Raw genomic sequence first — 25,683 nt, 5'->3', positions numbered from 1 at the left:
GTGTAGGATGGCGGAAAGCTTTACGACGACTAATCGTTTTTTCGACAATAAACATTATCCGCGCGGGTTCTCTCGTCACGGCGATTTCACCATCAAAGAAGCTCAACTGCTTGAGCGCCATGGTTATGCCTTTAACGAGCTGGATCTGGGTAAGCGTGAACCTGCAACTGAAGACGAAAAACAGTTTGTTTCTGTTTGCCGTGGCGAGCGTGAGCCGCAGTCTGAAGCGGAACGTGTATGGATCAAGTACATGGCGCGCATTAAGCGTCCAAAGCGCTTCCATACGCTGTCTGGCGGTAAGCCACAGATGGAAGGTGCAGAAGACTACACCGAGTCTGACGACTAATAAGAAAGGGGCTACGGCCCCTTTTTTACGCCAGTAACTTTTGCAGGTGCAAAAGCAGACGATCGATTGCACGATAGCTCAACGCTTCCTGCAGATGTTGTCTCTCAATTTCATGACACCTTTCCACATCGGCGATAGTTCGGGCAACTTTTAAGAGGCGCTGCCACGCACGAATTGAGAGCCCAAATCGCGTCAATGTTTCTTCCAGCCAGTTTGCGTCCTCGGCCTTTAGCTGGCAAAACTGCCGAATCTCAGCATTATCCAGACGGGCATTCAGTTTATTTTGACGCATATACTGCCGGGCCTGAGCGGCGATAACCCGCTCGCGAACCTCTACCGTGCTCTCCCCTCTAACGCCACTCTGGCTGAGCAGGCCAGGGGGAGGCAAAGGGATCTCAAGGGATAAATCGAAACGATCCAGAAAAGGGCCAGAGAGTTTCCCCATATATCGCAGCGTCTGCTCAGGCGTACAGCGATTATGATTACCCTGATAATGTCCTGACGGGCTGGGGTTCATTGCTGCAACCAGCTGGAACTGCGCGGGGTAGCTTATTTTGGCACGTGTACGGGAGATATGAATTTCACCCGATTCGATAGGCTCCCTCAGAGCATCCAGCACTCGCCTTTCAAACTCAGGCAGCTCATCAAGAAACAGAATGCCATTGTGGGCCAATGAGATCTCTCCCGGCACCGGTATAGTACCTCCCCCTACCATGGCTGTTAGTGAGGCACTGTGGTGCGGAGAGCGGAAGGGGCGACGTCGCCACTGTTTTTGTAACGACACAGAACTCACCAGGCTAAATATCGCAGCGCTTTCAAGTGCCTCATGGTTATTGAGTGGGGGAAGCAGACCATTTAATCTGCTCGCCAGCATCGTTTTCCCTGTACCCGGCGGACCAATCAACAGCAGGTTATGCCCTCCGGCAGCGGTAATCTCCAGTGCCCGTTTCCCCTGCTCCTGACCGATAATCTCGCTGAGATCGTCCAGGCTTTCAGGTAGGAGATCCCCTGTTTCTTCAGGTTCTGCTAACTCATGTCGCCCCTCAAGATATGCACAGACCTCCTGCAAGTGCCCTGCTATCAGGCATCCTTTTTCGGCTATCAGGCTCACCTCGGAACCATTTTCATTGGCAACAATGATTTGTCGACCAGCACGAATGGCTTCCAGCGCACCTGAGATTGCGCCAGGAACGCCCCTCAATGCGCCTGTAAGCGCCAGTTCACCGATGAACTCATACGAGCCTAGCCTGGACGCATTAAGCTGTTCTGAGGCCGCGAGAAGCGCTATAGCGATAGGTAAATCATATCGACCTCCCTCTTTGGGCAGGTCCGCAGGCGCCAGGTTGATAGTGATCTTCTTTGCGGGGAAGGTATAACCGCTATTGATGATTGCGCTGCGTACCCGATCTCTGGCTTCTTTCACCGTTGTTTCCGGCAAGCCGACGAGCGTTAATCCGGGAAGCCCATTGCTCAGATGGACCTCTACGGAAATCAGCGGTGCTTTGACTCCAATAGCCGCACGCGTATAAACAACTGACAGTGACATAAGCACCTCCTTGAGGGCCGACTATGCCAGTATCTCGATCACACCTTTAGTGTCAGTTCTGTATTTTACGACGCCTGTTCCAGGCTTTTGACGACAAAATGTAACCATTACGTCTTGGCGGAAGCATTCTCGCAGAAAAAGAGCGGTTCGTTTTGATGGCCTGAGTACGCTTGAAATTATGAAAAATATTCACACTCTGTTTTTCTCATATAAAACAATGATTTTTCGGAATATGATTTGTGTGCTAATCAAAATGGTCATAAATAAATCTTGTGTTTGATTTAAAAACTGTGATAACTCTTTAGGTATTCCTTCGAACAAGATGCAAAAAGAACTGAAAATGACAGCCCTTCTACGAGTGATTAGCCTGGTCGTGATTAGCGTGGTGGTGATTATTATCCCACCGTGCGGGGCTGCACTTGGACGAGGAAAGGCTTAGAAATCAAGCCTTAACGAACTAAGACCCCCGCACCGAAAGGTCCGGGGGTTTTTTTATGACTAAAAAACTTAAGCGAGGAGCAGAGAATGAACACTAGCACAAAATTCTGTTTCTCCCGATTTATGACGGGGAACTAACTATGAATGGGGCACAGTGGGTAGTACATGCGTTGCGCGCGCAGGGAGTCGAGACAGTATTCGGTTATCCGGGTGGCGCAATTATGCCGATTTACGATGCATTGTATGACGGCGGCGTGGAACACCTGTTGTGCCGACACGAGCAGGGCGCAGCAATGGCAGCCATCGGTTATGCGCGCGCTACCGGCAAAACTGGGGTTTGCATGGCAACCTCAGGACCGGGTGCAACCAACCTGATCACCGGTCTGGCTGATGCACTGCTCGACTCTGTTCCTGTCGTGGCAATCACTGGTCAAGTCGCTTCTCCGTTTATCGGTACCGATGCCTTCCAGGAAGTGGATGTACTTGGTTTATCGCTGGCTTGCACCAAACACAGTTTCCTCGTCCAGTCTCTGGAAGAGTTGCCGCGTGTGATGGCTGAAGCATTTGCTGTTGCCAGTTCTGGCCGTCCTGGCCCGGTTCTTGTGGATATCCCAAAAGATATCCAGGTGGCTCTCGGCGATCTGGAACCGCACTTCTCCACCGTTGAAAGCGACGATGTGTTTCCACAAGAGGACGTTGCAGAGGCGCGCCAGATGCTGGCGCAGGCAAAACAGCCGATGCTGTACGTCGGCGGTGGCGTAGGCATGGCACAGGCCGTTCCAGCCCTGCGCGAATTTATCGCAACAACGCAGATGCCAGCGACCTGCACGCTGAAAGGTCTGGGCGCGGTAGATGCCGACTATCCGTACTACCTCGGCATGCTGGGGATGCACGGCACCAAAGCCGCAAACCTGGCGGTGCAGGAGTGCGATCTGCTCATCGCCGTAGGGGCACGTTTCGATGACCGCGTCACCGGTAAGCTGAACACCTTCGCGCCGAATGCCAAAGTCATCCATATGGATATCGACCCGGCAGAAATGAACAAATTGCGTCAGGCACACGTCGCCCTGCAGGGTGATCTCAACGCATTGTTACCCGCTTTGCAGCAACCGTTAGATATCCACGCATGGCGTCAGCACACCGCCGATATGCGCGCTGAGCATGCCTGGCGTTACGACCACCCCGGTGAGGCCATCTACGCACCGCTGCTGTTGAAACAGTTGTCCGATCGTAAACCCGCAGACAGCGTCGTTACCACCGACGTGGGCCAGCATCAGATGTGGTCAGCCCAGCACATGACCTACACTCGCCCGGAAAATTTCATCACTTCCAGCGGGTTAGGGACGATGGGTTTCGGTCTGCCAGCAGCAGTAGGCGCGCAGGTTGCCCGACCGAACGATACCGTTATCTGTATCTCCGGTGACGGCTCCTTCATGATGAATGTTCAGGAGCTGGGCACCGTGAAGCGTAAGCAGTTGCCGCTGAAAATCGTGTTACTCGATAACCAGCGTTTAGGGATGGTTCGTCAGTGGCAACAGTTGTTCTTCCAGGAGCGTTACAGCGAAACCACCCTGACCGATAACCCCGATTTCCTCACTCTGGCCAGCGCCTTTGGCATCCCTGGCCAGCACATTACCCGTAAAGACCAGGTTGAAGCGGCACTCGACACCATGCTGTCAAGCGAAGGGCCTTACCTGCTTCATGTCTCAATCGACGAGCTTGAGAATGTCTGGCCGTTGGTACCGCCAGGTGCCAGTAACTCACAAATGCTGGAGAAATTATCATGATGCAACATCAGGTCGCCGTGCAGGCTCGCTTCAATCCAGAAACCTTAGAACGCGTTTTGCGTGTGGTCCGTCATCGTGGTTTTCAGATTTGCTCTATGAATATGGAGACGGCCACTGATGCTGAAAATATCAGTATCGAATTAACCGTTGCCAGCCCGCGGCCGGTCGACTTACTGTTTAGTCAGTTATCAAAGCTGGTAGACGTTGCCCATGTAGCCATCTGCCAGAGCACAACCACATCACAACAAATCCGCGCTTAAGCGTGACAGGACGAAAAAATGACGACAAAAAAAGCTGATTACATTTGGTTCAACGGTGAGATGGTTCGCTGGGAGGACGCGAAGGTTCACGTGATGTCCCACGCGCTGCACTACGGTACTTCAGTCTTTGAAGGGATCCGTTGCTACGATTCTCACAAAGGGCCAGTGGTGTTCCGTCATCGTGAACATATGCAGCGTCTGCATGACTCAGCCAAAATTTATCGTTTCCCGGTTTCCCAGAGCGTTGATGAGCTGATGGAAGCCTGCCGTGACGTGATCCGTAAAAACAACCTGACCAGCGCGTATATTCGTCCGCTGGTGTTTGTGGGTGATGTGGGCATGGGCGTTAACCCACCAGCAGGCTATACCACCGATGTGATCATTGCCGCGTTCCCATGGGGTGCTTACCTGGGAGCGGAAGCCCTGGAGCAGGGGATCGACGCAATGGTCTCTTCCTGGAACCGCGTGGCGCCGAACACCATCCCGACCGCGGCTAAAGCGGGCGGTAACTACCTCTCCTCACTGCTGGTCGGTAGCGAAGCGCGCCGTCACGGTTATCAGGAAGGTATTGCCCTCGACGTGAATGGCTACATCTCAGAAGGTGCGGGCGAAAACTTGTTTGAAGTAAAAGATGGCATTCTGTTCACGCCACCATTTACCTCGTCCGCGCTGCCGGGCATCACCCGTGACGCCATCATCAAGCTGGCGAAAGATCTGGGTATCGAAGTGCGCGAGCAGGTACTGTCCCGCGAATCTCTCTACCTGGCGGATGAAGTCTTTATGTCCGGTACTGCGGCTGAAATTACGCCGGTACGCAGCGTAGACGGTATCCAGGTGGGCGAAGGCCGCTGCGGCCCGGTCACCAAACGTATTCAGCAAGCCTTCTTTGGCCTCTTCACCGGTGAAACAGAAGATAAATACGGCTGGTTGGATCAGGTTAATCACTAAGTATAAATATGGGACGGCACGCACCGTCCCATTTAAATAGTCAGACGGGAGTAAATAAAGCATGCCTAAGTATCGTTCAGCCACCACCACCCACGGCCGTAACATGGCGGGTGCTCGCGCACTGTGGCGCGCCACCGGAATGACCGACGCCGATTTCGGCAAGCCAATTATCGCCGTGGTGAACTCCTTTACCCAGTTTGTACCGGGTCACGTGCACCTGCGCGATCTCGGTAAACTGGTTGCCGAGCAAATCGAAGCCTCTGGCGGTGTGGCGAAAGAGTTCAACACCATTGCGGTGGATGACGGTATTGCGATGGGTCACGGGGGCATGCTCTATTCACTGCCATCTCGCGAACTGATCGCCGACTCAGTGGAATACATGGTTAACGCCCACTGCGCGGATGCGATGGTCTGTATCTCCAACTGTGACAAAATCACCCCAGGGATGCTGATGGCTTCCCTGCGTCTGAACATTCCGGTGATCTTCGTCTCCGGCGGCCCTATGGAAGCTGGAAAAACCAAGCTTTCCGACAAAATCATCAAGCTCGACCTGGTTGATGCGATGATTCAGGGCGCGGACCCGAAAGTCTCTGATGAGCAGAGTGAGCAGGTGGAACGCTCCGCGTGCCCGACCTGCGGCTCCTGTTCCGGGATGTTTACCGCCAACTCCATGAACTGCCTGACCGAAGCGCTCGGCCTGTCGCAGCCGGGCAACGGCTCGCTGCTGGCGACCCACGCCGATCGTAAACAGTTGTTCCTCAACGCCGGTAAACGCATTGTTGAGCTGACGAAACGCTACTACGAGCAGGACGACGCCAGCGCGCTGCCGCGCAATATCGCCAGCAAAGCGGCGTTCGAAAACGCTATGACGCTGGATATCGCCATGGGCGGTTCCACCAACACTGTGCTGCACCTGCTGGCCGCCGCGCAGGAAGCCGAAATCGACTTCACCATGAGCGACATCGACAAGCTGTCCCGCAAAGTCCCGCAGCTGTGTAAGGTCGCGCCGAGTACCCAGAAGTACCACATGGAAGACGTGCACCGTGCCGGTGGCGTAATCGGTATTTTGGGCGAGCTGGATCGCGCCGGGCTGCTGAACCGTGATGTGAAAAACGTGCTTGGCCTGTCGCTGCCGGAGTCGCTGGACCAGTACGACGTGATGCTGACCAAAGACGACGCGGTGAAAAAGATGTTCCGCGCGGGTCCAGCGGGTATTCGCACCACCCAGGCGTTCTCGCAGGACTGCCGCTGGGACACCCTGGATGACGATCGCGCCGAAGGCTGCATCCGCTCGCTGGAACACGCCTACAGCAAAGACGGTGGTCTGGCCGTGCTGTACGGTAACTTTGCGGAAAACGGCTGCATCGTGAAAACCGCAGGCGTGGACGACAGCATCCTGAAATTCACCGGCCCGGCAAAAGTGTATGAAAGCCAGGACGAGGCGGTAGAGGCGATTCTCGGTGGCAAAGTGGTGGAAGGTGATGTGGTGGTGATCCGCTACGAAGGTCCGAAAGGCGGGCCGGGTATGCAGGAGATGCTTTACCCAACCACCTTCCTGAAATCCATGGGACTCGGTAAAGCTTGCGCACTGATCACTGATGGTCGATTCTCTGGCGGTACGTCCGGCTTGTCCATCGGCCACGTTTCCCCTGAAGCAGCGAGTGGCGGCAACATCGCCATTATCGAAGATGGCGACCTGATCGAAATCGATATTCCAAATCGCGGTATTCAGCTGAAGCTCAGCGACCAGGAAATTGCGGCTCGTCGTGAGGCGCAAGAAGCGCGCGGCGACAAAGCCTGGACGCCGAAAGATCGTCAGCGTGAAGTCTCCTTCGCTCTGCGTGCTTACGCAAGCCTTGCCACCAGTGCAGATAAAGGCGCGGTGCGCGATAAATCGAAACTTGGGGGCTAATGATGGCCGAATCACAACCCTTATCTGCCGCCCCTGAGGGGGCGGAATATTTAAGAGCGGTGCTACGCGCGCCGGTCTATGAAGCGGTGCAGGTCACCCCGCTGCAGAAAATGGAAAAACTCTCTTCGCGCCTTGATAACGTGATCCTGGTGAAGCGCGAAGACCGTCAGCCAGTACACAGTTTTAAGCTGCGCGGGGCCTACGCGATGATGGCCGGGTTAACCGACGAGCAAAAAGCACGCGGCGTAATTACCGCCTCTGCAGGTAACCACGCTCAGGGCGTCGCATTCTCCTCTGCTCGCTTAGGGTTGAAAGCGCTGATCGTGATGCCGGTCGCTACCGCAGACATCAAAGTCGATGCGGTGCGAGGTTTTGGCGGTGAAGTGCTGCTCCACGGGGCTAACTTCGACGAAGCAAAAGCCAAAGCGATTGAGCTGGCGCAGCAGCAGGGGTTTACCTGGGTACCGCCGTTCGATCACCCGATGGTGATTGCCGGGCAGGGCACGCTGGCGCTGGAGCTGCTGCAACAGGATGCCCATCTTGACCGCGTGTTTGTACCGGTCGGCGGCGGCGGGCTGGCGGCGGGCGTGGCGGTGCTGATCAAACAGCTGATGCCGCAGATCAAAGTTATTGCCGTTGAAGCGGAAGATTCTGCCTGCCTGAAAGCGGCGCTGGATGCCGGTCATCCGGTAGACCTGCCGCGCGTCGGGCTGTTTGCGGAAGGCGTGGCGGTTAAGCGCATCGGCGATGAGACCTTCCGCCTGTGCCAGGAGTATCTTGACGATATTGTCACGGTTGATAGCGACGCGATCTGCGCGGCGATGAAAGATCTGTTCGAGGATGTTCGCGCGGTGGCGGAACCGTCCGGCGCGCTGGCGCTGGCGGGGATGAAAAAATACATCGCTCAGCACAACATTCGCGGCGAACGCCTGGCGCATGTGCTCTCCGGTGCTAACGTTAATTTCCACGGTCTGCGCTATGTTTCAGAGCGCTGCGAGCTGGGTGAACAGCGGGAAGCACTGTTGGCGGTGACCATCCCGGAAGAGAAGGGCAGCTTCCTGAAATTCTGCCAGCTACTCGGCGGCCGCTCAGTGACGGAATTTAACTACCGTTTTGCTGACGCCAAAGATGCGTGCATTTTTGTCGGTGTGCGCCTGAGTCGCGGTCTGGAAGAACGCAAAGAGATCCTCAATCTGCTGCATGAGGGCGGCTATAGCGTGGTTGATCTCTCTGACGACGAGATGGCGAAGCTGCACGTGCGCTACATGGTGGGCGGACGTCCATCGAAACCGCTCAAGGAACGTCTGTTCAGCTTTGAGTTTCCGGAATCTCCGGGCGCACTGCTTAAGTTCCTGCATACGCTGGGTACGCACTGGAACATCTCTTTGTTCCACTACCGCAGCCACGGCACGGACTATGGTCGCGTGCTGGCAGCGTTTGAGCTGGGCGAACATGAGCCTGATTTCGAAACGCGGCTGAACGAACTGGGCTATGACTGTCACGATGAGACGCATAACCCGGCGTTCAGGTTCTTCCTCGCAGGTTAATGGTTTGGCAGGATCTGCCAGAACGCATCAATAAGCGGCTCATGCAGCCGCTTTTTTTGTGCACACACGCCAAGCTCAAACGGTGTTTTCTCGTCGCTGCGTTCCAGAATCATCACGCGGTTACGTACCGGCTCCGGGCTGTTTTCCAGCACCACTTCCGGCAGCAGCGCCACGCCGCAGCCGAGCGCCACCATTGAGACCATCGCCTCATGGCCACCAACTGTTGCGTAAATCGACGGATTGCTGATCTTCTGACGGCGGAACCACAGCTCAATACGGCGGCGTACCGGTCCCTGATCGGCCATGATAAACGGCACCGTTGACCAGTCCGGTTTCTCCACCGATACCTGATTACGCACCGGGCAGGGCAGTGCCGGGGCAATCAGCACTACCGCCAGGTTCTCCAGCATTGAAAATGCCACCGCACCCGGCAAGGTTTCGGGTTTCCCGGCAATGGCGAGATCCGCTTCGCCAGTCACCACTTTTTCCATTGCGTCGGCGGCGTCGCCGGTAGTGAGCTTAATTTCAACCGACGGATGCGCCGCGCGGAAGCGGTCGAGAATGGGCGGCAGATGGCTATAGGCAGCGGTCACGGAGCAGAAAATATGCAGCTCGCCGGAAAGTGACGGCCCCTGCTGGTCAATCGAGTGCCGCAGCTGCTGGTACTGCAACAGCGTCTGCTGGGCAAAAATGCGCAGTTCTTCACCCGCTTCCGTGAGGGTAACGGTACGGTTATCACGCACAAACAGCGGCTGGCCGAGATCTTCCTCAAGGCGCTGGATTTGCCGCGAAAGCGTAGAGGGGCTGACGTGCATCGCCCGGGCGCTGCGGCCAAAGTGGCGGCTTTCCGCAAGATGCAGGAACATTTTCAGATCGCGTAAATCCACTGATGTCACTCCCCTTTTTTACATTGCAGATATTGCAACGTGACGTTGTGAATATATCAATTTCCGCAATGAATTTCCTGTTGTAATGTGGGTACATTCTCGCTGAACAGCGAACCGAACAATAAGACACACAACATCACGAGGTATCACCCATGGCTAACTACTTTAATACACTGAACTTGCGCCAGCAGCTGGCGCAGCTGGGCAAATGCCGCTTCATGGCGCGCGACGAATTTGCCGATGGCGCGAGCTACCTTCAGGGTAAAAAAGTGGTCATCGTCGGCTGTGGCGCACAGGGTCTGAACCAGGGCCTGAACATGCGTGACTCCGGTCTGGATATCTCCTACGCCCTGCGTAAAGAAGCGATTGCCGAGAAGCGTGCTTCCTGGCGTAAAGCGACCGAAAACGGCTTTAAAGTGGGTACCTACGAAGAGCTGATCCCGCAGGCGGATCTGGTGGTTAACCTGACGCCAGACAAACAGCACTCTGACGTTGTGCGTTCCGTACAGCCGCTGATGAAAGATGGCGCGGCGCTGGGTTATTCCCACGGTTTCAACATCGTTGAAGTGGGCGAGCAGATCCGTAAAGACATCACCGTTGTGATGGTGGCTCCGAAGTGCCCGGGTACGGAAGTCCGTGAAGAGTACAAACGTGGCTTCGGCGTGCCGACCCTGATCGCGGTTCACCCGGAAAACGATCCAAAAGGCGAAGGTATGGCGATTGCCAAAGCATGGGCTGCCGCAACCGGTGGTCACCGTGCGGGCGTGCTGGAATCTTCCTTCGTTGCAGAAGTGAAATCTGACCTGATGGGTGAGCAGACCATTCTGTGCGGCATGCTGCAGGCTGGCTCTCTGCTGTGCTTCGACAAGCTGGTGGAAGAGGGTACTGACCCTGCATACGCTGAAAAACTGATTCAATTCGGCTGGGAAACCATCACTGAAGCCCTGAAGCAGGGCGGTATTACGCTGATGATGGACCGTCTGTCTAACCCGGCGAAACTGCGTGCTTACGCATTGTCTGAACAGCTGAAAACCATCATGGCGCCGCTGTTCCAGAAACATATGGACGACATCATCTCCGGTGAGTTCTCTTCCGGCATGATGGCTGACTGGGCGAATGACGATAAGAAACTGCTGACCTGGCGTGAAGAGACCGGTAAAACCGCGTTCGAAACCGCGCCACAGTATGAAGGTAAAATCGGCGAGCAGGAGTACTTCGATAAAGGCGTACTGATGATTGCCATGGTGAAAGCAGGCGTTGAGCTGGCGTTCGAAACCATGGTGGATTCCGGCATCATCGAAGAGTCTGCGTACTACGAATCACTGCACGAGCTGCCGCTGATTGCGAACACCATCGCCCGTAAGCGTCTGTACGAAATGAACGTAGTGATCTCTGATACCGCTGAGTATGGTAACTACCTGTTCTCTTACGCTTGCGTACCGCTGCTGAAAGAGTTCATGACTACGCTGCAGACAGGCGATCTGGGTAAAGCGATTGCAGAAGGAGCCGTGGATAACGCGCAGCTGCGCGATGTGAACGAAGCGATTCGCAGCCATCAGATCGAGAAAGTGGGTCACAAACTGCGTGGCTACATGACCGATATGAAACGTATCGCGGTAGCGGGTTAACAACCTTGTCGGGTGGCGCTTCGCTTACCCGACTTACAAAACGCTAAGACGTAAGCCGGGTAAGGCGCAGCCGCTACCCGGCTTTTTATTTGCGATACAGAACCTTAATAATGTGATAACCGAACTGCGTGTGCAGCGGGCCGGTTGGCTCCAGTACCGGGCAAGAGAAGACCACTTTGTCGAACGACGGAACCATCTGACCCTGACGGAATTCACCTAAGTCACCACCGCGTTTGCCTGATGGGCAGATGGAGTGCTTCTTCGCCAGCTTACCGAAGTCGGCACCGTTCTTAATTTGCTCCAGAAGATCCAGAGCCAGTTTCTCTTCTTTAACGAGGATGTGCACTGCTGCTGCTGTTTTTGCCATGATCGTGCCTTGAATTGGTTGAAATAAATCGGGGCGCAATATACCACGCGTCAGCGGCGATACAGCACCTTAATGATATGGTAGCCAAATTTGGTTTTTACCGGGCCGTAGGGCTTCAGGAGCGGGCAGCTAAAGACTGCCTGATCGAACGGGCCGACCATCGCACCTTGTTGAAATTCCCCGAGATCCCCGCCATTGCGTCCGGACGGACATTTAGAGTAGCGCTTTGCCAGATGATCAAAGCTGATGCCGCGCTCCAGCTTGGCAAGGATCTCCTGGGCCAGTTTCTCTTCTTTTACCAGAATATGCAGGGCTGCTGCGCTCTTTTTCATGGTTCTGCTCTACGGGTTAAACGCGATTTCTCCACTTTATCATTAGCCGGTAAATCTGCGCCCGGCTTTCTGCTACAATCCACACCCCGTTCGAAGATTGAGCAATATTCCCATGCGTTTAAACCCTGGACAACAACAAGCGGTCGAATTCGTTACTGGACCATGCCTGGTGCTGGCAGGGGCGGGTTCCGGTAAAACCCGCGTGATCACGAATAAAATCGCCCACTTAATTCGTGGGTGTGGCTATCAGGCACGCCACATTGCGGCGGTGACATTTACCAATAAAGCAGCGCGCGAGATGAAAGAGCGTGTTGGCCAGACGCTGGGGCGCAAAGAGGCGCGCGGGCTGATGATCTCCACCTTCCATACCCTGGGACTGGATATCATTAAACGCGAATACGCCGCACTGGGGATGAAGTCCAACTTCTCTCTTTTCGATGACACCGACCAGGTGGCGTTGCTCAAAGAGCTCACCGAAGGCCTGATCGAAGACGACAAAGTTCTGCTGCAACAGCTGATCTCGACGATCTCAAACTGGAAAAACGATCTGATGACGCCTGCACAGGCGGCAGCGAGTGCGAAGGGCGAACGGGATCGGATCTTCGCGCACTGTTATGGTCTGTACGACGCGCATATGAAAGCGTGCAACGTGTTGGATTTCGACGATCTGATCCTCCTGCCAACGCTGCTGCTTCAGCGTAATGAAGAGGTACGTGAACGCTGGCAGAACAAGATCCGCTACCTGCTGGTGGATGAATATCAGGATACCAACACCAGCCAGTACGAACTGGTGAAGCTGCTGGTGGGTCAGCGCGCGCGTTTCACCGTGGTGGGTGACGATGACCAGTCAATTTACTCCTGGCGCGGTGCGCGTCCACAAAATCTGGTGTTGTTAAGCAAAGATTTTCCTGCGTTGCAGGTGATTAAGCTGGAGCAAAACTACCGTTCTTCCGGGCGTATCCTCAAGTCGGCGAATATCCTGATCGCCAATAACCCGCATGTGTTTGAGAAGCGTCTGTTCTCCGAACTGGGTTACGGCACCGAGCTGAAAGTGCTCAGTGCCAATAATGAAGAGCATGAGGCTGAACGCGTTACCGGCGAGCTCATTGCCCACCACTTCGTGAATAAAACCGAGTACAAGGATTACGCCATTCTGTATCGCGGTAACCACCAGTCGCGCGTCTTTGAAAAGATGCTGATGCAAAACCGCATCCCCTACAAAATTTCGGGTGGTACGTCGTTCTTCTCGCGTCCTGAAATCAAGGATCTGCTGGCCTATCTGCGCGTGCTCACCAACCCGGATGATGACAGCGCGTTTCTGCGCATCGTGAACACCCCGAAACGTGAGATCGGCCCGGCGACACTACAAAAGCTTGGCGAATGGGCGATGACCCGCAACAAAAGCCTGTTTACCGCCAGCTTTGATATGGGGCTGAGTCAGACGCTGACCGGACGTGGTTACGATTCGTTAACCCGTTTCACCCACTGGCTGGGTGAAGTGCAGCGCCTTGCGGAACGTGAACCTGTCGCGGCAGTGCGCGATCTCATTCACGGTATTGATTACGAATCCTGGTTGTACGAAACCTCCGCCAGCCCGAAGGCGGCTGAGATGCGGATGAAAAACGTTAACCAGCTCTTCAGCTGGATGACCGAAATGCTGGAAGGCTCGGAGATAGATGAGCCAATGACCCTGACTCAGGTGGTCACCCGCTTTACCCTTCGCGACATGATGGAGCGTGGCGAGAGCGAGGAAGAGGCTGACCAGGTTCAGCTGATGACGTTACACGCGTCAAAAGGACTGGAGTTCCCGTATGTATATCTGGTCGGTATGGAAGAAGGTTTGCTGCCGCACCAGAGCAGCATTGATGAAGATAACGTCGACGAGGAACGCCGTCTGGCCTATGTCGGGATCACCCGTGCGCAGAAGGAGCTGACATTCACGCTGTGCAAAGAGCGCCGTCAGTATGGCGAACTGGTGCGTCCGGAACCGAGTCGTTTTCTGCTGGAGCTACCGCAGGACGATCTGATCTGGGAGCAGGAGCGCAAAGTGATTACGGCAGAAGAGCGGATGCACAAGGGGCAGGCTAACGTGGCGAACATTCGCGCGATGCTCGCGAAAGCCAAAGAGAAAGGATAATTATTCGAAGGCCGGGTATGGCGAAACCGCCACCCGGCAATGCTCAGGGTATTACTTCACTTCAAGAACCCAGTGTACATAACTCTGCCACTGGCACTCCTGTTCGATCATCTCTGCCCCAAGTGGATGATTATCAATCCAGTTTTCCGGTAACGTCAGCGAAAGCTTCTCGCCATCAGCGACCAGATTGATGGCAGGTAGCAAATCATCGCGGCGGCGGCTGGCAAACAAAATCGCCAGACGTAGCAGTCGGCAAAGATGCTCGGCCACGCGTGGCGGTACGGCGTTTTGTTGATGTAAAGAGGAGAGGTCAACGGCGTTGGTCTGGTTCAGCAGCAGGGTTGCCAGCAACTTTTTCTGTGCAGGCGTGTAGCCCGGTAAATCGAGGTTACGTACCAGATAGGCCGCATGAACAGGGGCCTGTTTGAAATCAATGCTCAGCCCCACTTCATGTAGCGCGCAGGCGCTCAGCAATAAATCACGGCTCAAAGGGTCAAGATCCCAGCCGGTGGCAACCTGATCGGCGAAGCGTGATGCCAGTTGCGCCACACGACCCGCCTGGTCGATATCAACCAGAAAACGACGCTGCACGTTGCGCAGAGTACGGCTGCGAATGTCCTGATCAACCGACAGATGCAACATCCCATAGACCAGGCCTTCTCGCAGTGCGCCGCCAGCCAGCGTCATACACTGAATGTTTAGCTCGGTGAAAATCGCAATCAGAATGGCCAGCCCGCTCGGGAAAACCAGCGCACGTTCAAGCGTCAGGCCTTCAATTTCAAGCTCTTCCAGCCGCCCACACTGAATAGCGCGCTGTTTAAGCTGCTGGAGCTTGGCAAGCGTGATCCGCTCATCCATTCCCTGCGCCATCATGATTTCCTGCAAGGCCTGCACAGTGCCAGAAGCACCCACGCAGACTTTCCAGCCGTGATAACGAAGTTCATTCATGACCGGACGCAACACCTCGCGTGCGGCATTCTCCGCCTCGTCGAAGTTTTCTTTCCCCAGATTCCGGTCAGTGAAGTAGCGCTCAAGCCAGGTCACGCAGCCCATCGACAGGCTGAACAGTGACGTTGCTTGGGCGCCGGTGCCGGTCACGAGTTCGGTGCTGGCACCGCCGATATCCACGACCAGACGGCGATCGTCACCTCCTGTCGTATGGGCAACGCCCTGATAGATCAGGCGGGCTTCTTCTTCACCGCTGATAACCTGAACCGGACACCCCAGAATTTCCTGCGCTTTAGCAATAAAATCTACGGCGTTAACTGCCAGGCGGAGCGTCGCCGTGGCGACAACGGTAATTTGGGAATGCGGGATATCCTGCAGACGCTCAGCAAAGAGCCGCAGACACTGCCAGCCACGTTCCATGGCTTCATGGGATAGGTGGTTATCGCTGCTCAGGCCCGCCGCGAGGCGGACCTTGCGCTTAATACGCGTCAGCGTTTGTATGCTTCCCGCCACCTCGCGCACAACCAGCATATGAAAACTATTCGAACCGAGATCAATTGCCGCATAAAGCGAGGTGGAACTGAGCATATTTTCTTAACCTGAACGACGACGATTACGCGGTGCGCCAGAGCGACGCGGGCCATTGCCGGAGCGGGCGCGGGTAAGGCGCTTAGGCGGCGGCAGTTCGCTTAGCAGCGCTTCCGGATTGTATTTGCTCTGCGGAATAGAGTGACCGATGTAGGTCTCAATGGCTGGAAGATTCAGCGCATACTCTTCACACGCAAGGCTAATAGAGTGACCGCTTGCGCCCGCACGACCGGTACGACCGATACGGTGAACATAGTCTTCGCAGTCATCTGGCAGGTCATAGTTAAAGACGTGCGTCACGGCTGGAATGTGTAAACCACGTGCTGCCACGTCGGTTGCGACCAGAATATCGAGATCGCCACGGGTAAATTCTTCAAGAATACGCAGGCGTTTTTTCTGCGCCACATCGCCAGTCAGCAGGCCAACACGGTGACCGTCTGCAGCCAGATGACCCCAGATGTCTTCGCAGCGGTGTTTGGTGTTCGCGAAGATAATGGCGCGATCTGGCCACTCTTCTTCGATCAGCGTTTGCAGCAGACGCATTTTCTCTTCATTAGATGGATAGAAGAGCTCTTCTTTAATGCGGTGACCTGTTTTCTGCTCGGGCTCCACTTCCACGTATTCGGCGTTGTTCATCTGCTCGAACGCCAGCTCACGTACGCGATAAGAAAGGGTCGCGGAGAACAGCATGTTCAGACGCTGATTTGCCGGAGGCATGCGACGGAACAGCCAGCGGATGTCTTTAATGAAGCCCAGATCGTACATACGGTCAGCTTCATCCAGCACCACAACCTGGATGGCACCGAGGTTAATGTGGTTCTGTTTAGCGTAATCAATGAGGCGGCCCGTGGTACCGATCAGGATATCCACACCGCTTTCCAGCACTTTAAGCTGTTTATCGTAGCCGTCGCCGCCATAGGCCAGGCCAAGCTTCAGGCCGGTAGCCTGTGCCAGGGGCTCAGCGTCTGCATGGATCTGTACCGCCAGTTCTCGCGTTGGGGCCATAATTAGCGCACGCGGCTGGTTAACTTTGCGGTCTGCAATCGCTGGATGAGAAAGTAAATAATGAAACGTTGACGTTAAGAACGCCATCGTTTTGCCAGTACCGGTTTGCGCCTGCCCTGCAACATCGCGACCGGCCAGCGTTAGCGGCAGCGCGAGGGCCTGAATGGGCGTGCAGTTATGAAACCCTTTTTTTTCAAGGGCTTCCGTCACCTTTGGGTGCAGGGCGAAGTCGGAAAACTTCTGTTCTGTTAAATGTGTTTTGCTCATAGTGTGGTAGAATATCAGCTTACTATTGCTTTACGAAAGCGTATCCGGTGAAATAAAGTCAACCTTTAGTTGGTTAATGCGACATCAACACGTCGTTGGTGGAGACAAAACCAACGTACCAGGCTTATTCCTGTGGAGTTATATATGAGCGATAAAATTATTCACCTGACTGACGACAGTTTTGACACGGACGTACTTAAGGCTGACGGGCTGATCCTCGTCGATTTCTGGGCTGAATGGTGTGGTCCTTGCAAAATGATCGCCCCGATTCTGGATGAGATCGCCGACGAATATCAGGGCAAACTGACCGTTGCCAAGCTGAACATCGACCAGAACCCGGGCACCGCACCAAAATACGGTATCCGTGGCATTCCGACCCTGCTGCTGTTCAAAAACGGCGAAGTGGCGGCGACCAAAGTGGGCGCGCTGTCCAAAGGTCAACTGAAAGAGTTCCTCGACGCTAACCTGGCGTAAGGTTTCTCCGCTGTGCGTTCAGAGCTCCCGGCTAAATGATGAGGAACTCTGGACGCCCGGCTGAAGTCGTGCTAAGTTAGCTATGACTTCGTTTTAAACATATCTTGTTGTTTGAATCTTGTTTTACCCGATACTTCCCGTTGTTGACTTATACAGTGCGTGAAGTGGCTAAATTCCGGGCTTGTCACTCAATCCGTCTTGTCGTTTCAGTTCTGCGTTCTTTCCCTGTGACCAGACAGCGAACAGACATGAGTTGATGGCCGCTAAACAGGCATGGATGACCCTGCCATACCATTCACAACATTAAGTTCGAGAATCACCCCGAGTTTAAGAACCCACACCATTATGAATCTTACCGAATTAAAGAATACGCCGGTTTCTGAGCTGATCACTCTCGGCGAAAATATGGGGCTGGAAAACCAGGCTCGTATGCGCAAGCAGGACATCATTTTCGCCATCCTGAAGCAGCACGCGAAGAGTGGCGAAGATATCTTTGGCGACGGTGTGCTGGAGATATTGCAAGACGGATTTGGTTTCCTCCGCTCTGCAGACAGCTCCTACCTCGCCGGCCCTGACGACATCTACGTATCCCCTAGCCAAATCCGCCGTTTCAACCTCCGCACTGGTGACACCATTTCAGGTAAGATTCGTCCTCCTAAAGAGGGTGAACGCTACTTTGCGCTGTTGAAAGTTAATGAAGTTAACTACGACAAACCAGAAAACTCACGTAACAAGATCCTCTTTGAGAACTTAACGCCGCTGCACGCGAACTCTCGCCTGCGCATGGAGCGTGGTAACGGTTCTACCGAAGACTTAACTGCGCGTGTTCTGGACCTGGCATCACCAATTGGTCGTGGTCAGCGTGGTCTGATTGTGGCACCGCCAAAAGCGGGTAAAACCATGCTGCTGCAGAACATCGCGCAGAGCATTGCCTATAACCACCCAGACTGTGTGCTGATGGTGCTGCTGATTGACGAACGTCCGGAAGAAGTAACGGAGATGCAGCGTCTGGTTAAAGGTGAAGTTGTGGCTTCTACCTTTGACGAACCTGCATCTCGTCACGTTCAGGTTGCGGAAATGGTTATCGAGAAGGCGAAACGCCTGGTTGAGCACAAGAAAGACGTGATCATCCTGCTCGACTCCATTACGCGCCTGGCCCGTGCGTACAACACTGTGGTTCCGGCTTCCGGTAAAGTATTGACCGGTGGTGTGGATGCCAACGCCCTGCATCGTCCGAAGCGTTTCTTCGGTGCTGCACGTAACGTGGAAGAGGGCGGCAGCCTGACCATCATCGCGACGGCGCTGATCGATACCGGCTCTAAAATGGACGAAGTTATCTACGAAGAGTTTAAAGGCACAGGCAACATGGAACTGCACCTCTCTCGTAAGATTGCAGAAAAACGCGTCTTCCCGGCTATCGATTACAACCGTTCCGGTACCCGTAAAGAAGAGCTGCTCACCACACAGGAAGAGCTGCAGAAAATGTGGATCCTGCGCAAAATCATCCATCCAATGGGTGAAATCGATGCAATGGAGTTCCTCATTAATAAACTGGCGATGACCAAAACCAACGACGATTTCTTCGACATGATGAAACGCTCGTAACGCAAATAAAGCCAGTGAACGCCACGTTTTTACGTGGCGTTTTTCTTTTATGGACTATACGCTAGTATCACCTACTCCCAATTTTGACCGGTCGGTGCGACAATAGAACCGTTTGTGCAGTCAAATAAATAATTGATTGAAAAATATACAAAGGGAGTTGTAAGAGGCCATCTTTATTACTTCTGAGGCAGTGGCTTCATGGTTATACTTCCGGGACTAACATTTGTTGAGAGCAATCCATTGTGAATCTATTCACCGCCGTTACTGAACTGATCAGTATTTTTTTATTCACAACCTGTTTTTTGTTCATCGCCCGTAAGGTGGCAAAGCGAATAGGGTTGGTGGATAAACCTAATTTTCGTAAACGTCATCAGGGACTTATTCCTTTGGTCGGCGGGATTTCTGTTTATGCAGGGATTTGCTTCACGTTTGGCATTGCCGATTATTATATCCCGCATGCCGCTCTCTACATCGCCTGTGCCGGTGTTCTGGTGCTGATCGGGGCCCTTGATGACCGATTTGATATCGCGGTAAAAATACGCGCCACCGTTCAGGCGGGGATTGGCGTAATTATGATGGTTGTCGGTGGGCTGTATCTCCGGAGTCTCGGCTATGTTTTTGGTCCCTGGGAGTTAGTCCTGGGTCCATTTGGCTTCTTCCTGACACTCTTTGCCGTCTGGGCGGCGATCAATGCTTTCAACATGGTAGATGGGATTGACGGCCTGCTCGGTGGATTGTCTTCCGTCTCGTTCGCCGCAATCGGCATTATTTTGTGGTTTGATGGCCAGTACAGTCTGGCAATGTGGTGTTTTGCCATGATTGCCGCCATCCTCCCTTATATCCTTTTAAACCTTGGTGCGCTTGGCCGCCGCTATAAAGTCTTTATGGGCGATGCGGGCAGTACGTTGATCGGTTTTACCGTTATCTGGATTTTGCTGGAAACCACACAGGGTGAAACCCACCCAATTAGCCCGGTAACAGCACTGTGGATTATTGCCATTCCATTAATGGATATGGTGGCGATTATGTATCGTCGTCTGCGTAAAGGGATGAGTCCTTTCTCTCCTGATCGTCAGCATATTCATCATCTCATCATGCGCGCGGGTTTTACTTCACGTCAGGCGTTTGTTCTGATCACCCTGGCCGCCGCTATTCTGGCAGCAATTGGCGTAGCTGCGGAATATTCTCATATTATTCCTGAGTGGGTTATGTTGGCATTATTCTTGCTGGCATTTTTCCTGTACGGCTACTGTATTAAGCGCGCATGGAAAGTGGCGCGATTCATTAAACGTCTGAAACGCAGGATGCGTCGTAACAATGACAAAAACACAACATTAACTAAGTAAAACCGGGACTATGATGACTCAACCGTTGGCGGGAGCGAAATCAGTGGTAACTGAGAATGAACTGGATATTCGGGGTTTGTTTCGCGTGTTATGGGCAGGCAAACTCTGGATTGCTGGGATCGCGCTGGGGTTCGCACTGTTAGCGCTGGCCTACACCTTCTTTGCAAAACAAGAGTGGAGCGCCACAGCAATTACAGACAGACCAACGGTTAACATGCTCGGCGGGTTTTATTCCCAGCAGCAGTTCCTGCGTAATCTGGATATCAAGGCGAATCTGGCGACACCCGATCAGGCTTCCGTCATGGATGAGGCATACAAAGAGTTTGTGATGCAACTGGCCTCGTGGGATACACGCCGCGATTTCTGGAGTCAGACGGATTATTACAAGCAGCGTATGGTGGGCAACAGCAAAGCGGATGCCGCGTTTTTGGATGACCTGATAAACAACATCCAATTTACGCCGGGTGATGCGCTGCGTAACGTTAACGACAGCGTTAAGCTGATTGCAGAAACTGCGCCGGATGCCAACAACCTGTTGCGCCAGTATGTCGCGTTTGCCAGCCAGCGTGCCGCAAGCCATCTGAATGAAGAGCTTAAAGGTGCCTGGGCGGCTCGTACCATCCAGATGAAAGCCCAGGTAAAACGTCAGGAAGAGGTGGCAAAAGCCATTTTCTCTCGCCGTGTACACAATATTGAACAGGCGCTGAAAATTGCGGAGCAGCGCAATATTTCCCGCACTGAGACAGATGTCCCGGCTGATGAATTGCCTGATTCTGAGATGTTCCTGCTTGGTCGCCCAATGCTGCAGGCCCGTCTGGAAAACCTCCAGGCCGTTGGCCCTGATTTTGACCTCGACTACGATCAAAACCGCGCGATGCTCACTACCCTGAATGTTGGTCCAACGCTGGACCCGCGTTTTCAGACCTATCGTTATTTGCGAACGCCTGAAGAACCTGTAAAACGCGATAGTCCGCGTCGTGCATTCCTGATGATCATGTGGGGGATTGTAGGCGCACTGACGGGCGCTGGCGTGGCGTTAACGCGTCGTCGCACAAACTAAGAACGCCGTCTACGATGAAGGCTAAGGCCTTCATCGTCTAATCGAAGAGAATCGATGTGAAAGTACTTACCGTATTTGGCACCAGGCCGGAGGCCATTAAGATGGCACCTCTGGTTCACGCGCTGGCCAATGATCCTGATATTGAAGCGAAAGTGTGCGTCACAGCCCAACACCGTGAGATGCTCGATCAGGTCTTAACGCTCTTTTCCATCGTCCCGGATTATGACCTCAATATTATGAAGCCGGGGCAAGGGTTGACCGAGATAACCTGCCGGATTCTGCAAGAGCTCAAGCCGATTCTGGAGTCATTCAAACCTGACGTTGTACTGGTTCACGGTGACACCACCACCACCGTGGCGACAAGTCTGGCTGCGTTTTACCAGCGTATTCCCGTCGGTCATGTTGAGGCGGGTCTGCGTACCGGAAACCTATATTCCCCATGGCCGGAAGAGGCCAACCGCACGCTCACCGGTCATCTGGCCATGTACCACTTTGCGCCAACCGAAAACTCGCGTCAGAACTTGCTGCGTGAAAATATCGCTGATAACAAAATCTTTGTAACCGGCAATACGGTCATTGATGCGTTGATCTGGGTACGCGACCGTGTACTGGCAAACAACGATCTGCAGAAGGACCTCGCTGCCCGTTACCCCTTCCTGCACAATGGCAAAAAAACCATTCTGGTCACTGGTCACCGTCGTGAAAGCTTTGGTCGGGGCTTTGAGCAAATCTGTCATGCACTGGCTGAAATTGCCGCGCAGAACGACGATGTACAGATAGTTTATCCGGTGCATCTCAACCCAAATGTTAGCGAGCCCGTCAACCGCATCCTGGGTCATGTCGAAAATGTCCTTCTCATTGAACCTCAGGATTACATGCCGTTTGTCTGGTTGATGAATCATGCCTGGCTGATCCTCACCGATTCTGGTGGCATTCAGGAAGAAGCACCGTCCCTTGGCAAGCCCGTTCTGGTGATGCGTGAAACGACCGAGCGTCCGGAAGCCGTCAAAGCGGGAACGGTACGCCTGGTCGGCACCGACACACAGTTGATCGTCGAAGAGGTCACGCGCCTGCTGCACGACGATGAAGAGTATCAGGCGATGAGCCGGGCCCATAATCCGTACGGAGACGGGCAGGCTTGTGGTCGTATTTTGCATGCACTTAAACACAATCGGATATCGCTATGAGTTTTACTACCATCTCTGTCATTGGTCTTGGCTATATTGGCTTGCCTACTGCGGCAGCGTTTGCCTCCCGTCAAAAGCAGGTTGTCGGTGTGGATATCAACGCGCGTGCGGTAGAAACCATTAACCGTGGCGAAATTCATATTGTGGAGCCCGATCTTGATCGCGTGGTGAAAGAGGCGGTTGAGGGGGGCTTCTTGCGTGCCAGCACGACGCCTGTTGAAGCCGATGCGTACCTGATTGCTGTTCCAACGCCATTTAAAGGCGACCACGAGCCCGACATGGCCTTCGTCGAGTCGGCGGCGAAATCCATTGCGCCTGTGCTGAAGAAAGGGGCGCTGGTGATCCTGGAATCAACTTCTCCGGTTGGGGCAACCGAGCTGATGGCGCAGTGGCTGGCTGAAGCGCGACCTGATTTAAGCTTCCCGCAGCAGGCGGGTGAGCAGGCCGATGTCAATATTGCCTACTGTCCGGAGCGCGTGCTGCCGGGGCAGGTCATGGTCGAACTGATTAAAAACGACCGCGTGATTGGCGGTATGACGCCAGTCTGTTCCGAACGTGCCAGCGCGCTGTACAAGATTTTCCTTGAAGGCGAATGCGTGGTGACTAACTCCCGCACCGCCGAGATGTGCAAGCTGACGGAAAACAGCTTCCGTGACGTGAACATCGCGTTTGCGAATGAGTTGTCGCTGATTTGCGCCGATCAGGGGATTAACGTCTGGGAGTTAATCAGCCTGGCGAATCGCCATCCGCGCGTCAACATTCTGCAGCCAGGCCCTGGCGTGGGCGGTCACTGTATCGCCGTCGATCCGTGGTTTATCGTGGCGCAAAACCCGGCGCAGGCACGTCTGATTCGCACCGCGCGTGAAGTGAACGACAGCAAACCTCACTGGGTTCTCAATCAGGTTAAAACCACGGTAGCGGATTGTCTGGCAGAGAGCGGCAAGCGCGCCAGTGAACTGAAAATTGCCTGCTTTGGTCTGGCATTTAAACCGAACATTGATGATTTGCGTGAAAGCCCGGCAATGGAAATTGCTGAGATGATTGCCGAATGGCACAAGGGCGAAACGCTGGTGGTCGAACCGAATATTCATGAACTGCCGGCAAAACTGGCGGGGCACTGTACGCTGACCGCGCTGGAGGATGCGCTGACGACAGCGGATGTGCTGGTGCTGCTGGTGGATCATAAAGAATTTAAAGCAACGTCCGGTGATACTGTTCGTCAGCAGTACATCGTTGATACCAAAGGTGTCTGGCGTTGAGTAGCCTGAATGGGGTGCTTGAACCCCTGAACTGGGAGAGTACCTTTTTCGGTCTACCCTCGGCCATTGCGCGTCTGCGAGATGATGCGCCGGCACTGACGGAATCTGACTTTACTGCCTGGCAGAGGGTTCAGGCGAAGATCCCTGCGGACCGTGCTGACCTGCTTGATGCGCTCCAGCAACACGGCTTTAAGCTGGTTGAAGGTGAGGTCGATCTTTCTATAACGCTCACCCGGCATGATGCGTCAGGCGCGGAATTTGCAACCGAACAGGATATTCCCGTGCTGCGTCAGATGGCGGTTCGGGCGTTTGCTCAGAGCCGTTTTCGCACGCCCTGGTACGCGCCTGACGACAGCGGTCGTTTCTACGCGCAGTGGGTGGAGAATGCGGTCAAAGGCACCTTTGACCACGTCTGCCTGGTTTTTCGTGCTGGAGACGGTCAAATCCAGGGGTTCGTCTCTCTGCGTAAGCTCAACGAGCGTGAGGCGCGTATTGGCTTATTAGCCGGGCGTGGCATGGGTGAAAAACTCATGCAGGCGGCGATGCACTGGGCGCAACAGCAGCAGGTTTCGACGCTGCGGGTGGCGACCCAGGTGGGCAACACCGCTGCGCTTAAACGTTATATTGCGAGTGGTGCCAACATCGACGCCACCGCCTACTGGTTATACAGGTGACAAGATGATTCCATTTAACGCACCACCCGTCGTCGGAACGGAACTCGACTATATGCAGTCTGCCATGGGCAGCGGCAAACTTTGTGGTGACGGCGGTTTTACCCGTCGCTGTCAGCAGTGGATGGAACAGCGTTTTCGCAGTGCCAAAGTGCTGCTGACCCCGTCCTGTACGGCATCTCTGGAAATGGCGGCGCTGCTGCTGGATATCCAGCCCGGCGATGAAGTGATCATGCCGAGCTATACCTTCGTTTCCACAGCGAACGCGTTTGTCCTGCGCGGGGCGAAAATCGTCTTTGTGGATATCCGCCCGGATACCATGAACATTGACGAGACGCTGATTGAAGCGGCTATCACCGACAAAACGCGCGCGATCGTGCCGGTTCACTACGCGGGTGTGGCCTGTGAAATGGACACCATCATGGCGCTCGCCAAAAAACATAATCTGTTCGTGGTGGAAGATGCCGCCCAGGGCGTGATGTCGACCTACAAGGGACGCGCGCTGGGCACGATCGGCCATATTGGCTGCTTTAGTTTCCACGAAACCAAAAACTACACCGCGGGTGGAGAAGGCGGTGCGACGCTGATTAACGACCGGGCGCTGGTGGAGCGTGCGGAAGTGATCCGCGAAAAAGGCACCAACCGTAGCCAGTTCTTCCGTGGCCAGGTCGACAAATATACCTGGCGCGATATTGGCTCAAGCTATCTGATGGCGGATCTGCAGGCGGCCTATCTGTGGGCGCAGCTTGAAGCGGCGGAACGCATCAACCTTCAGCGTCTCTCCCTGTGGCAAACCTATTACGATGCGCTTGAACCTCTGGCAAACGCCGGGCGTATTGAGCTGCCGACCATCCCGGCAGATTGCGTCCACAACGCGCATATGTTCTACATCAAGCTACGCGATAACGACGATCGCAGCCAGCTTATTGCCTGGCTGAAAGAAGCCGAAATTATGGCGGTGTTCCACTACATTCCGCTGCACTCCAGCCCGGCGGGCGAGGAGTTTGGGGTATTCTCAGGTGAAGACCGTTACACCACTAAAGAAAGTGAGCGTCTGCTTCGCCTGCCACTGTTCTACAACCTCGCGCCGGTTAACCAGCGTACGGTGATTAATACCCTTCTGAGTTATTTCGGCTGA

24 protein-coding genes are annotated in these 25,683 nt (G+C 54.2%); 18 read left to right on the top strand and 6 right to left on the bottom strand.

What is annotated here, in order from left to right; all coding sequences use genetic code 11:
• The first annotated feature begins 7 nt into the window (after nt 1–7).
• Complete coding sequence (locus ACLHV9_RS23810) at nt 8–346, top strand: DUF413 domain-containing protein (RefSeq protein ID WP_008501577.1); 339 nt, start codon at nt 8–10, stop codon at nt 344–346.
• Nucleotides 347–371: 25 nt separating this feature from the next.
• Here the strand turns inward: ACLHV9_RS23810 and ACLHV9_RS23805 are convergent, their stop codons facing one another.
• A complete protein-coding gene (locus ACLHV9_RS23805; protein WP_108091185.1) occupies nt 372–1,892 on the bottom strand; it encodes a YifB family Mg chelatase-like AAA ATPase in 1,521 nt (506 codons plus the stop codon).
• Nucleotides 1,893–2,232: 340 nt separating this feature from the next.
• Here ACLHV9_RS23805 and ilvL point away from each other — a divergent pair, with 340 nt between their 5' ends.
• The 7 genes from ilvL (at nt 2,233) to ilvA (ending at nt 8,784) form a co-directional block, all read left to right on the top strand.
• On the top strand, nt 2,233–2,331 hold the full coding sequence (gene ilvL, locus ACLHV9_RS23800; protein ID WP_001311244.1) for an ilv operon leader peptide: 99 nt from the start codon (nt 2,233–2,235) through the stop codon (nt 2,329–2,331).
• A gap of 86 nt (nt 2,332–2,417) precedes the next feature.
• Complete coding sequence (gene ilvX, locus ACLHV9_RS23795) at nt 2,418–2,468, top strand: peptide IlvX (protein WP_108091188.1); 51 nt, start codon at nt 2,418–2,420, stop codon at nt 2,466–2,468.
• A 2-nt stretch (nt 2,469–2,470) separates the two neighbouring features.
• A complete protein-coding gene (ilvG, locus tag ACLHV9_RS23790; protein ID WP_108091184.1) occupies nt 2,471–4,117 on the top strand; it encodes an acetolactate synthase 2 catalytic subunit in 1,647 nt (548 codons plus the stop codon).
• Complete coding sequence (gene ilvM / locus ACLHV9_RS23785) at nt 4,114–4,377, top strand: acetolactate synthase 2 small subunit (RefSeq protein WP_028018217.1); 264 nt, start codon at nt 4,114–4,116, stop codon at nt 4,375–4,377. Before ilvG ends, ilvM begins: the two co-directional genes overlap by 4 nt.
• Nucleotides 4,378–4,395: 18 nt before the next feature.
• Nucleotides 4,396–5,325, top strand: coding sequence for a branched-chain-amino-acid transaminase (gene ilvE, locus ACLHV9_RS23780; RefSeq protein WP_023309654.1), 930 nt, complete (start codon nt 4,396–4,398; stop codon nt 5,323–5,325).
• Nucleotides 5,326–5,386: 61 nt separating this feature from the next.
• Entirely contained in the window at nt 5,387–7,237 is a 1,851-nt protein-coding gene (gene ilvD, locus ACLHV9_RS23775; RefSeq protein ID WP_049008151.1) for a dihydroxy-acid dehydratase, read from the top strand.
• Between the two features lie 2 nt (nt 7,238–7,239).
• Nucleotides 7,240–8,784 (top strand): threonine ammonia-lyase, biosynthetic, encoded by a 1,545-nt coding sequence (gene ilvA, locus ACLHV9_RS23770; RefSeq protein ID WP_108091187.1) that lies wholly within the window; start codon nt 7,240–7,242, stop codon nt 8,782–8,784.
• On the opposite strand, the gene ilvY is transcribed toward ilvA, so the two are convergent.
• Nucleotides 8,781–9,671 carry an HTH-type transcriptional activator IlvY gene (gene ilvY / locus ACLHV9_RS23765; RefSeq protein ID WP_028018214.1) on the bottom strand — a complete coding sequence of 297 codons (891 nt, stop codon included), beginning with the start codon at nt 9,669–9,671 and terminating at the stop codon, nt 8,781–8,783. The genes ilvA and ilvY overlap by 4 nt on opposite strands.
• A gap of 152 nt (nt 9,672–9,823) precedes the next feature.
• Between ilvY and ilvC the strand changes: the two genes are divergently transcribed.
• Nucleotides 9,824–11,299: a ketol-acid reductoisomerase gene (gene ilvC / locus ACLHV9_RS23760; protein WP_021242831.1), complete on the top strand. Its 1,476-nt coding sequence runs from the start codon at nt 9,824–9,826 to the stop codon at nt 11,297–11,299.
• 85 nt (nt 11,300–11,384) lie between these two features.
• Here the strand turns inward: ilvC and ppiC (ACLHV9_RS23755) are convergent, their stop codons facing one another.
• Together ppiC (ACLHV9_RS23755) and ppiC (ACLHV9_RS23750) are read right to left on the bottom strand one after the other, a co-directional pair.
• Nucleotides 11,385–11,666, bottom strand: a complete 282-nt coding sequence (ppiC, locus tag ACLHV9_RS23755) for a peptidylprolyl isomerase PpiC (RefSeq protein WP_108091183.1) — start codon at nt 11,664–11,666, stop codon at nt 11,385–11,387.
• A 50-nt stretch (nt 11,667–11,716) separates the two neighbouring features.
• Nucleotides 11,717–11,998 carry a peptidylprolyl isomerase PpiC gene (gene ppiC, locus ACLHV9_RS23750; protein WP_049008154.1) on the bottom strand — a complete coding sequence of 94 codons (282 nt, stop codon included), beginning with the start codon at nt 11,996–11,998 and terminating at the stop codon, nt 11,717–11,719.
• Between the two features lie 112 nt (nt 11,999–12,110).
• On the opposite strand from ppiC (ACLHV9_RS23750), the gene rep reads away from it, so the two are divergent.
• Nucleotides 12,111–14,135, top strand: coding sequence for a DNA helicase Rep (rep, locus tag ACLHV9_RS23745; protein ID WP_028018212.1), 2,025 nt, complete (start codon nt 12,111–12,113; stop codon nt 14,133–14,135).
• 51 nt (nt 14,136–14,186) lie between these two features.
• Here rep and gppA read toward each other — a convergent pair whose 3' ends face one another.
• Both gppA and rhlB read right to left on the bottom strand, forming a co-directional pair.
• Entirely contained in the window at nt 14,187–15,671 is a 1,485-nt protein-coding gene (gene gppA, locus ACLHV9_RS23740; RefSeq protein WP_108091182.1) for a guanosine-5'-triphosphate,3'-diphosphate diphosphatase, read from the bottom strand.
• A gap of 6 nt (nt 15,672–15,677) precedes the next feature.
• Nucleotides 15,678–16,943: an ATP-dependent RNA helicase RhlB gene (gene rhlB, locus ACLHV9_RS23735; RefSeq protein ID WP_028018210.1), complete on the bottom strand. Its 1,266-nt coding sequence runs from the start codon at nt 16,941–16,943 to the stop codon at nt 15,678–15,680.
• Between the two features lie 144 nt (nt 16,944–17,087).
• Between rhlB and trxA the strand changes: the two genes are divergently transcribed.
• From trxA to rffA, 8 genes are all read left to right on the top strand, one after another.
• Nucleotides 17,088–17,417 carry a thioredoxin TrxA gene (gene trxA, locus ACLHV9_RS23730; RefSeq protein ID WP_006179218.1) on the top strand — a complete coding sequence of 110 codons (330 nt, stop codon included), beginning with the start codon at nt 17,088–17,090 and terminating at the stop codon, nt 17,415–17,417.
• A gap of 345 nt (nt 17,418–17,762) precedes the next feature.
• Entirely contained in the window at nt 17,763–19,022 is a 1,260-nt protein-coding gene (gene rho, locus ACLHV9_RS23725; RefSeq protein ID WP_001054528.1) for a transcription termination factor Rho, read from the top strand.
• Between the two features lie 242 nt (nt 19,023–19,264).
• On the top strand, nt 19,265–20,368 hold the full coding sequence (gene wecA, locus ACLHV9_RS23720) for a UDP-N-acetylglucosamine--undecaprenyl-phosphate N-acetylglucosaminephosphotransferase (RefSeq protein WP_028018209.1): 1,104 nt from the start codon (nt 19,265–19,267) through the stop codon (nt 20,366–20,368).
• A gap of 13 nt (nt 20,369–20,381) precedes the next feature.
• Entirely contained in the window at nt 20,382–21,428 is a 1,047-nt protein-coding gene (wzzE, locus tag ACLHV9_RS23715) for an ECA polysaccharide chain length modulation protein (protein ID WP_108091181.1), read from the top strand.
• A 56-nt stretch (nt 21,429–21,484) separates the two neighbouring features.
• Complete coding sequence (gene wecB, locus ACLHV9_RS23710; RefSeq protein ID WP_028018207.1) at nt 21,485–22,615, top strand: non-hydrolyzing UDP-N-acetylglucosamine 2-epimerase; 1,131 nt, start codon at nt 21,485–21,487, stop codon at nt 22,613–22,615.
• On the top strand, nt 22,612–23,874 hold the full coding sequence (wecC, locus tag ACLHV9_RS23705) for a UDP-N-acetyl-D-mannosamine dehydrogenase (protein ID WP_108091180.1): 1,263 nt from the start codon (nt 22,612–22,614) through the stop codon (nt 23,872–23,874). The genes wecB and wecC overlap by 4 nt, the downstream gene beginning before the upstream one ends.
• Nucleotides 23,871–24,548 carry a dTDP-4-amino-4,6-dideoxy-D-galactose acyltransferase gene (gene rffC, locus ACLHV9_RS23700; protein WP_108091179.1) on the top strand — a complete coding sequence of 226 codons (678 nt, stop codon included), beginning with the start codon at nt 23,871–23,873 and terminating at the stop codon, nt 24,546–24,548. Before wecC ends, rffC begins: the two co-directional genes overlap by 4 nt.
• Before the next feature lie 4 nt (nt 24,549–24,552).
• A complete protein-coding gene (gene rffA, locus ACLHV9_RS23695) occupies nt 24,553–25,683 on the top strand; it encodes a dTDP-4-amino-4,6-dideoxygalactose transaminase (protein ID WP_407221132.1) in 1,131 nt (376 codons plus the stop codon).

It is taken from the genome of Enterobacter sp. CPE_E890, from assembly GCF_046521475.1.
GTDB classification, from domain to species: domain Bacteria; phylum Pseudomonadota; class Gammaproteobacteria; order Enterobacterales; family Enterobacteriaceae; genus Enterobacter; species Enterobacter adelaidei.
This window is presented reverse-complemented; position numbering and strand designations above follow the sequence as displayed.

Bases quoted from the DNA above. Each gene is read 5' to 3' on its own strand.
- ilvD (WP_049008151.1), top strand. From the start codon at position 5,387: ATGCCTAAGTATCGTTCAGCCACCACCACCCACGGCCGTAACATGGCG.
- ACLHV9_RS23805 (WP_108091185.1), bottom strand. From the start codon at position 1,892: ATGTCACTGTCAGTTGTTTATACGCGTGCGGCTATTGGAGTCAAAGCA.
- gppA (WP_108091182.1), bottom strand. From the start codon at position 15,671: ATGCTCAGTTCCACCTCGCTTTATGCGGCAATTGATCTCGGTTCGAAT.
- ilvG (WP_108091184.1), top strand. From the start codon at position 2,471: ATGAATGGGGCACAGTGGGTAGTACATGCGTTGCGCGCGCAGGGAGTC.
- trxA (WP_006179218.1), top strand. From the start codon at position 17,088: ATGAGCGATAAAATTATTCACCTGACTGACGACAGTTTTGACACGGAC.
- wecC (WP_108091180.1), top strand. From the start codon at position 22,612: ATGAGTTTTACTACCATCTCTGTCATTGGTCTTGGCTATATTGGCTTG.
- ilvE (WP_023309654.1), top strand. From the start codon at position 4,396: ATGACGACAAAAAAAGCTGATTACATTTGGTTCAACGGTGAGATGGTT.
- ilvC (WP_021242831.1), top strand. From the start codon at position 9,824: ATGGCTAACTACTTTAATACACTGAACTTGCGCCAGCAGCTGGCGCAG.
- rho (WP_001054528.1), top strand. From the start codon at position 17,763: ATGAATCTTACCGAATTAAAGAATACGCCGGTTTCTGAGCTGATCACT.
- rffA (WP_407221132.1), top strand. From the start codon at position 24,553: ATGATTCCATTTAACGCACCACCCGTCGTCGGAACGGAACTCGACTAT.
- ilvA (WP_108091187.1), top strand. From the start codon at position 7,240: ATGGCCGAATCACAACCCTTATCTGCCGCCCCTGAGGGGGCGGAATAT.
- ACLHV9_RS23810 (WP_008501577.1), top strand. From the start codon at position 8: ATGGCGGAAAGCTTTACGACGACTAATCGTTTTTTCGACAATAAACAT.
- ilvM (WP_028018217.1), top strand. From the start codon at position 4,114: ATGATGCAACATCAGGTCGCCGTGCAGGCTCGCTTCAATCCAGAAACC.
- wzzE (WP_108091181.1), top strand. From the start codon at position 20,382: ATGACTCAACCGTTGGCGGGAGCGAAATCAGTGGTAACTGAGAATGAA.
- rhlB (WP_028018210.1), bottom strand. From the start codon at position 16,943: ATGAGCAAAACACATTTAACAGAACAGAAGTTTTCCGACTTCGCCCTG.
- ilvL (WP_001311244.1), top strand. From the start codon at position 2,233: ATGACAGCCCTTCTACGAGTGATTAGCCTGGTCGTGATTAGCGTGGTG.
- rep (WP_028018212.1), top strand. From the start codon at position 12,111: ATGCGTTTAAACCCTGGACAACAACAAGCGGTCGAATTCGTTACTGGA.
- ppiC (WP_108091183.1), bottom strand. From the start codon at position 11,666: ATGGCAAAAACAGCAGCAGCAGTGCACATCCTCGTTAAAGAAGAGAAA.
- ppiC (WP_049008154.1), bottom strand. From the start codon at position 11,998: ATGAAAAAGAGCGCAGCAGCCCTGCATATTCTGGTAAAAGAAGAGAAA.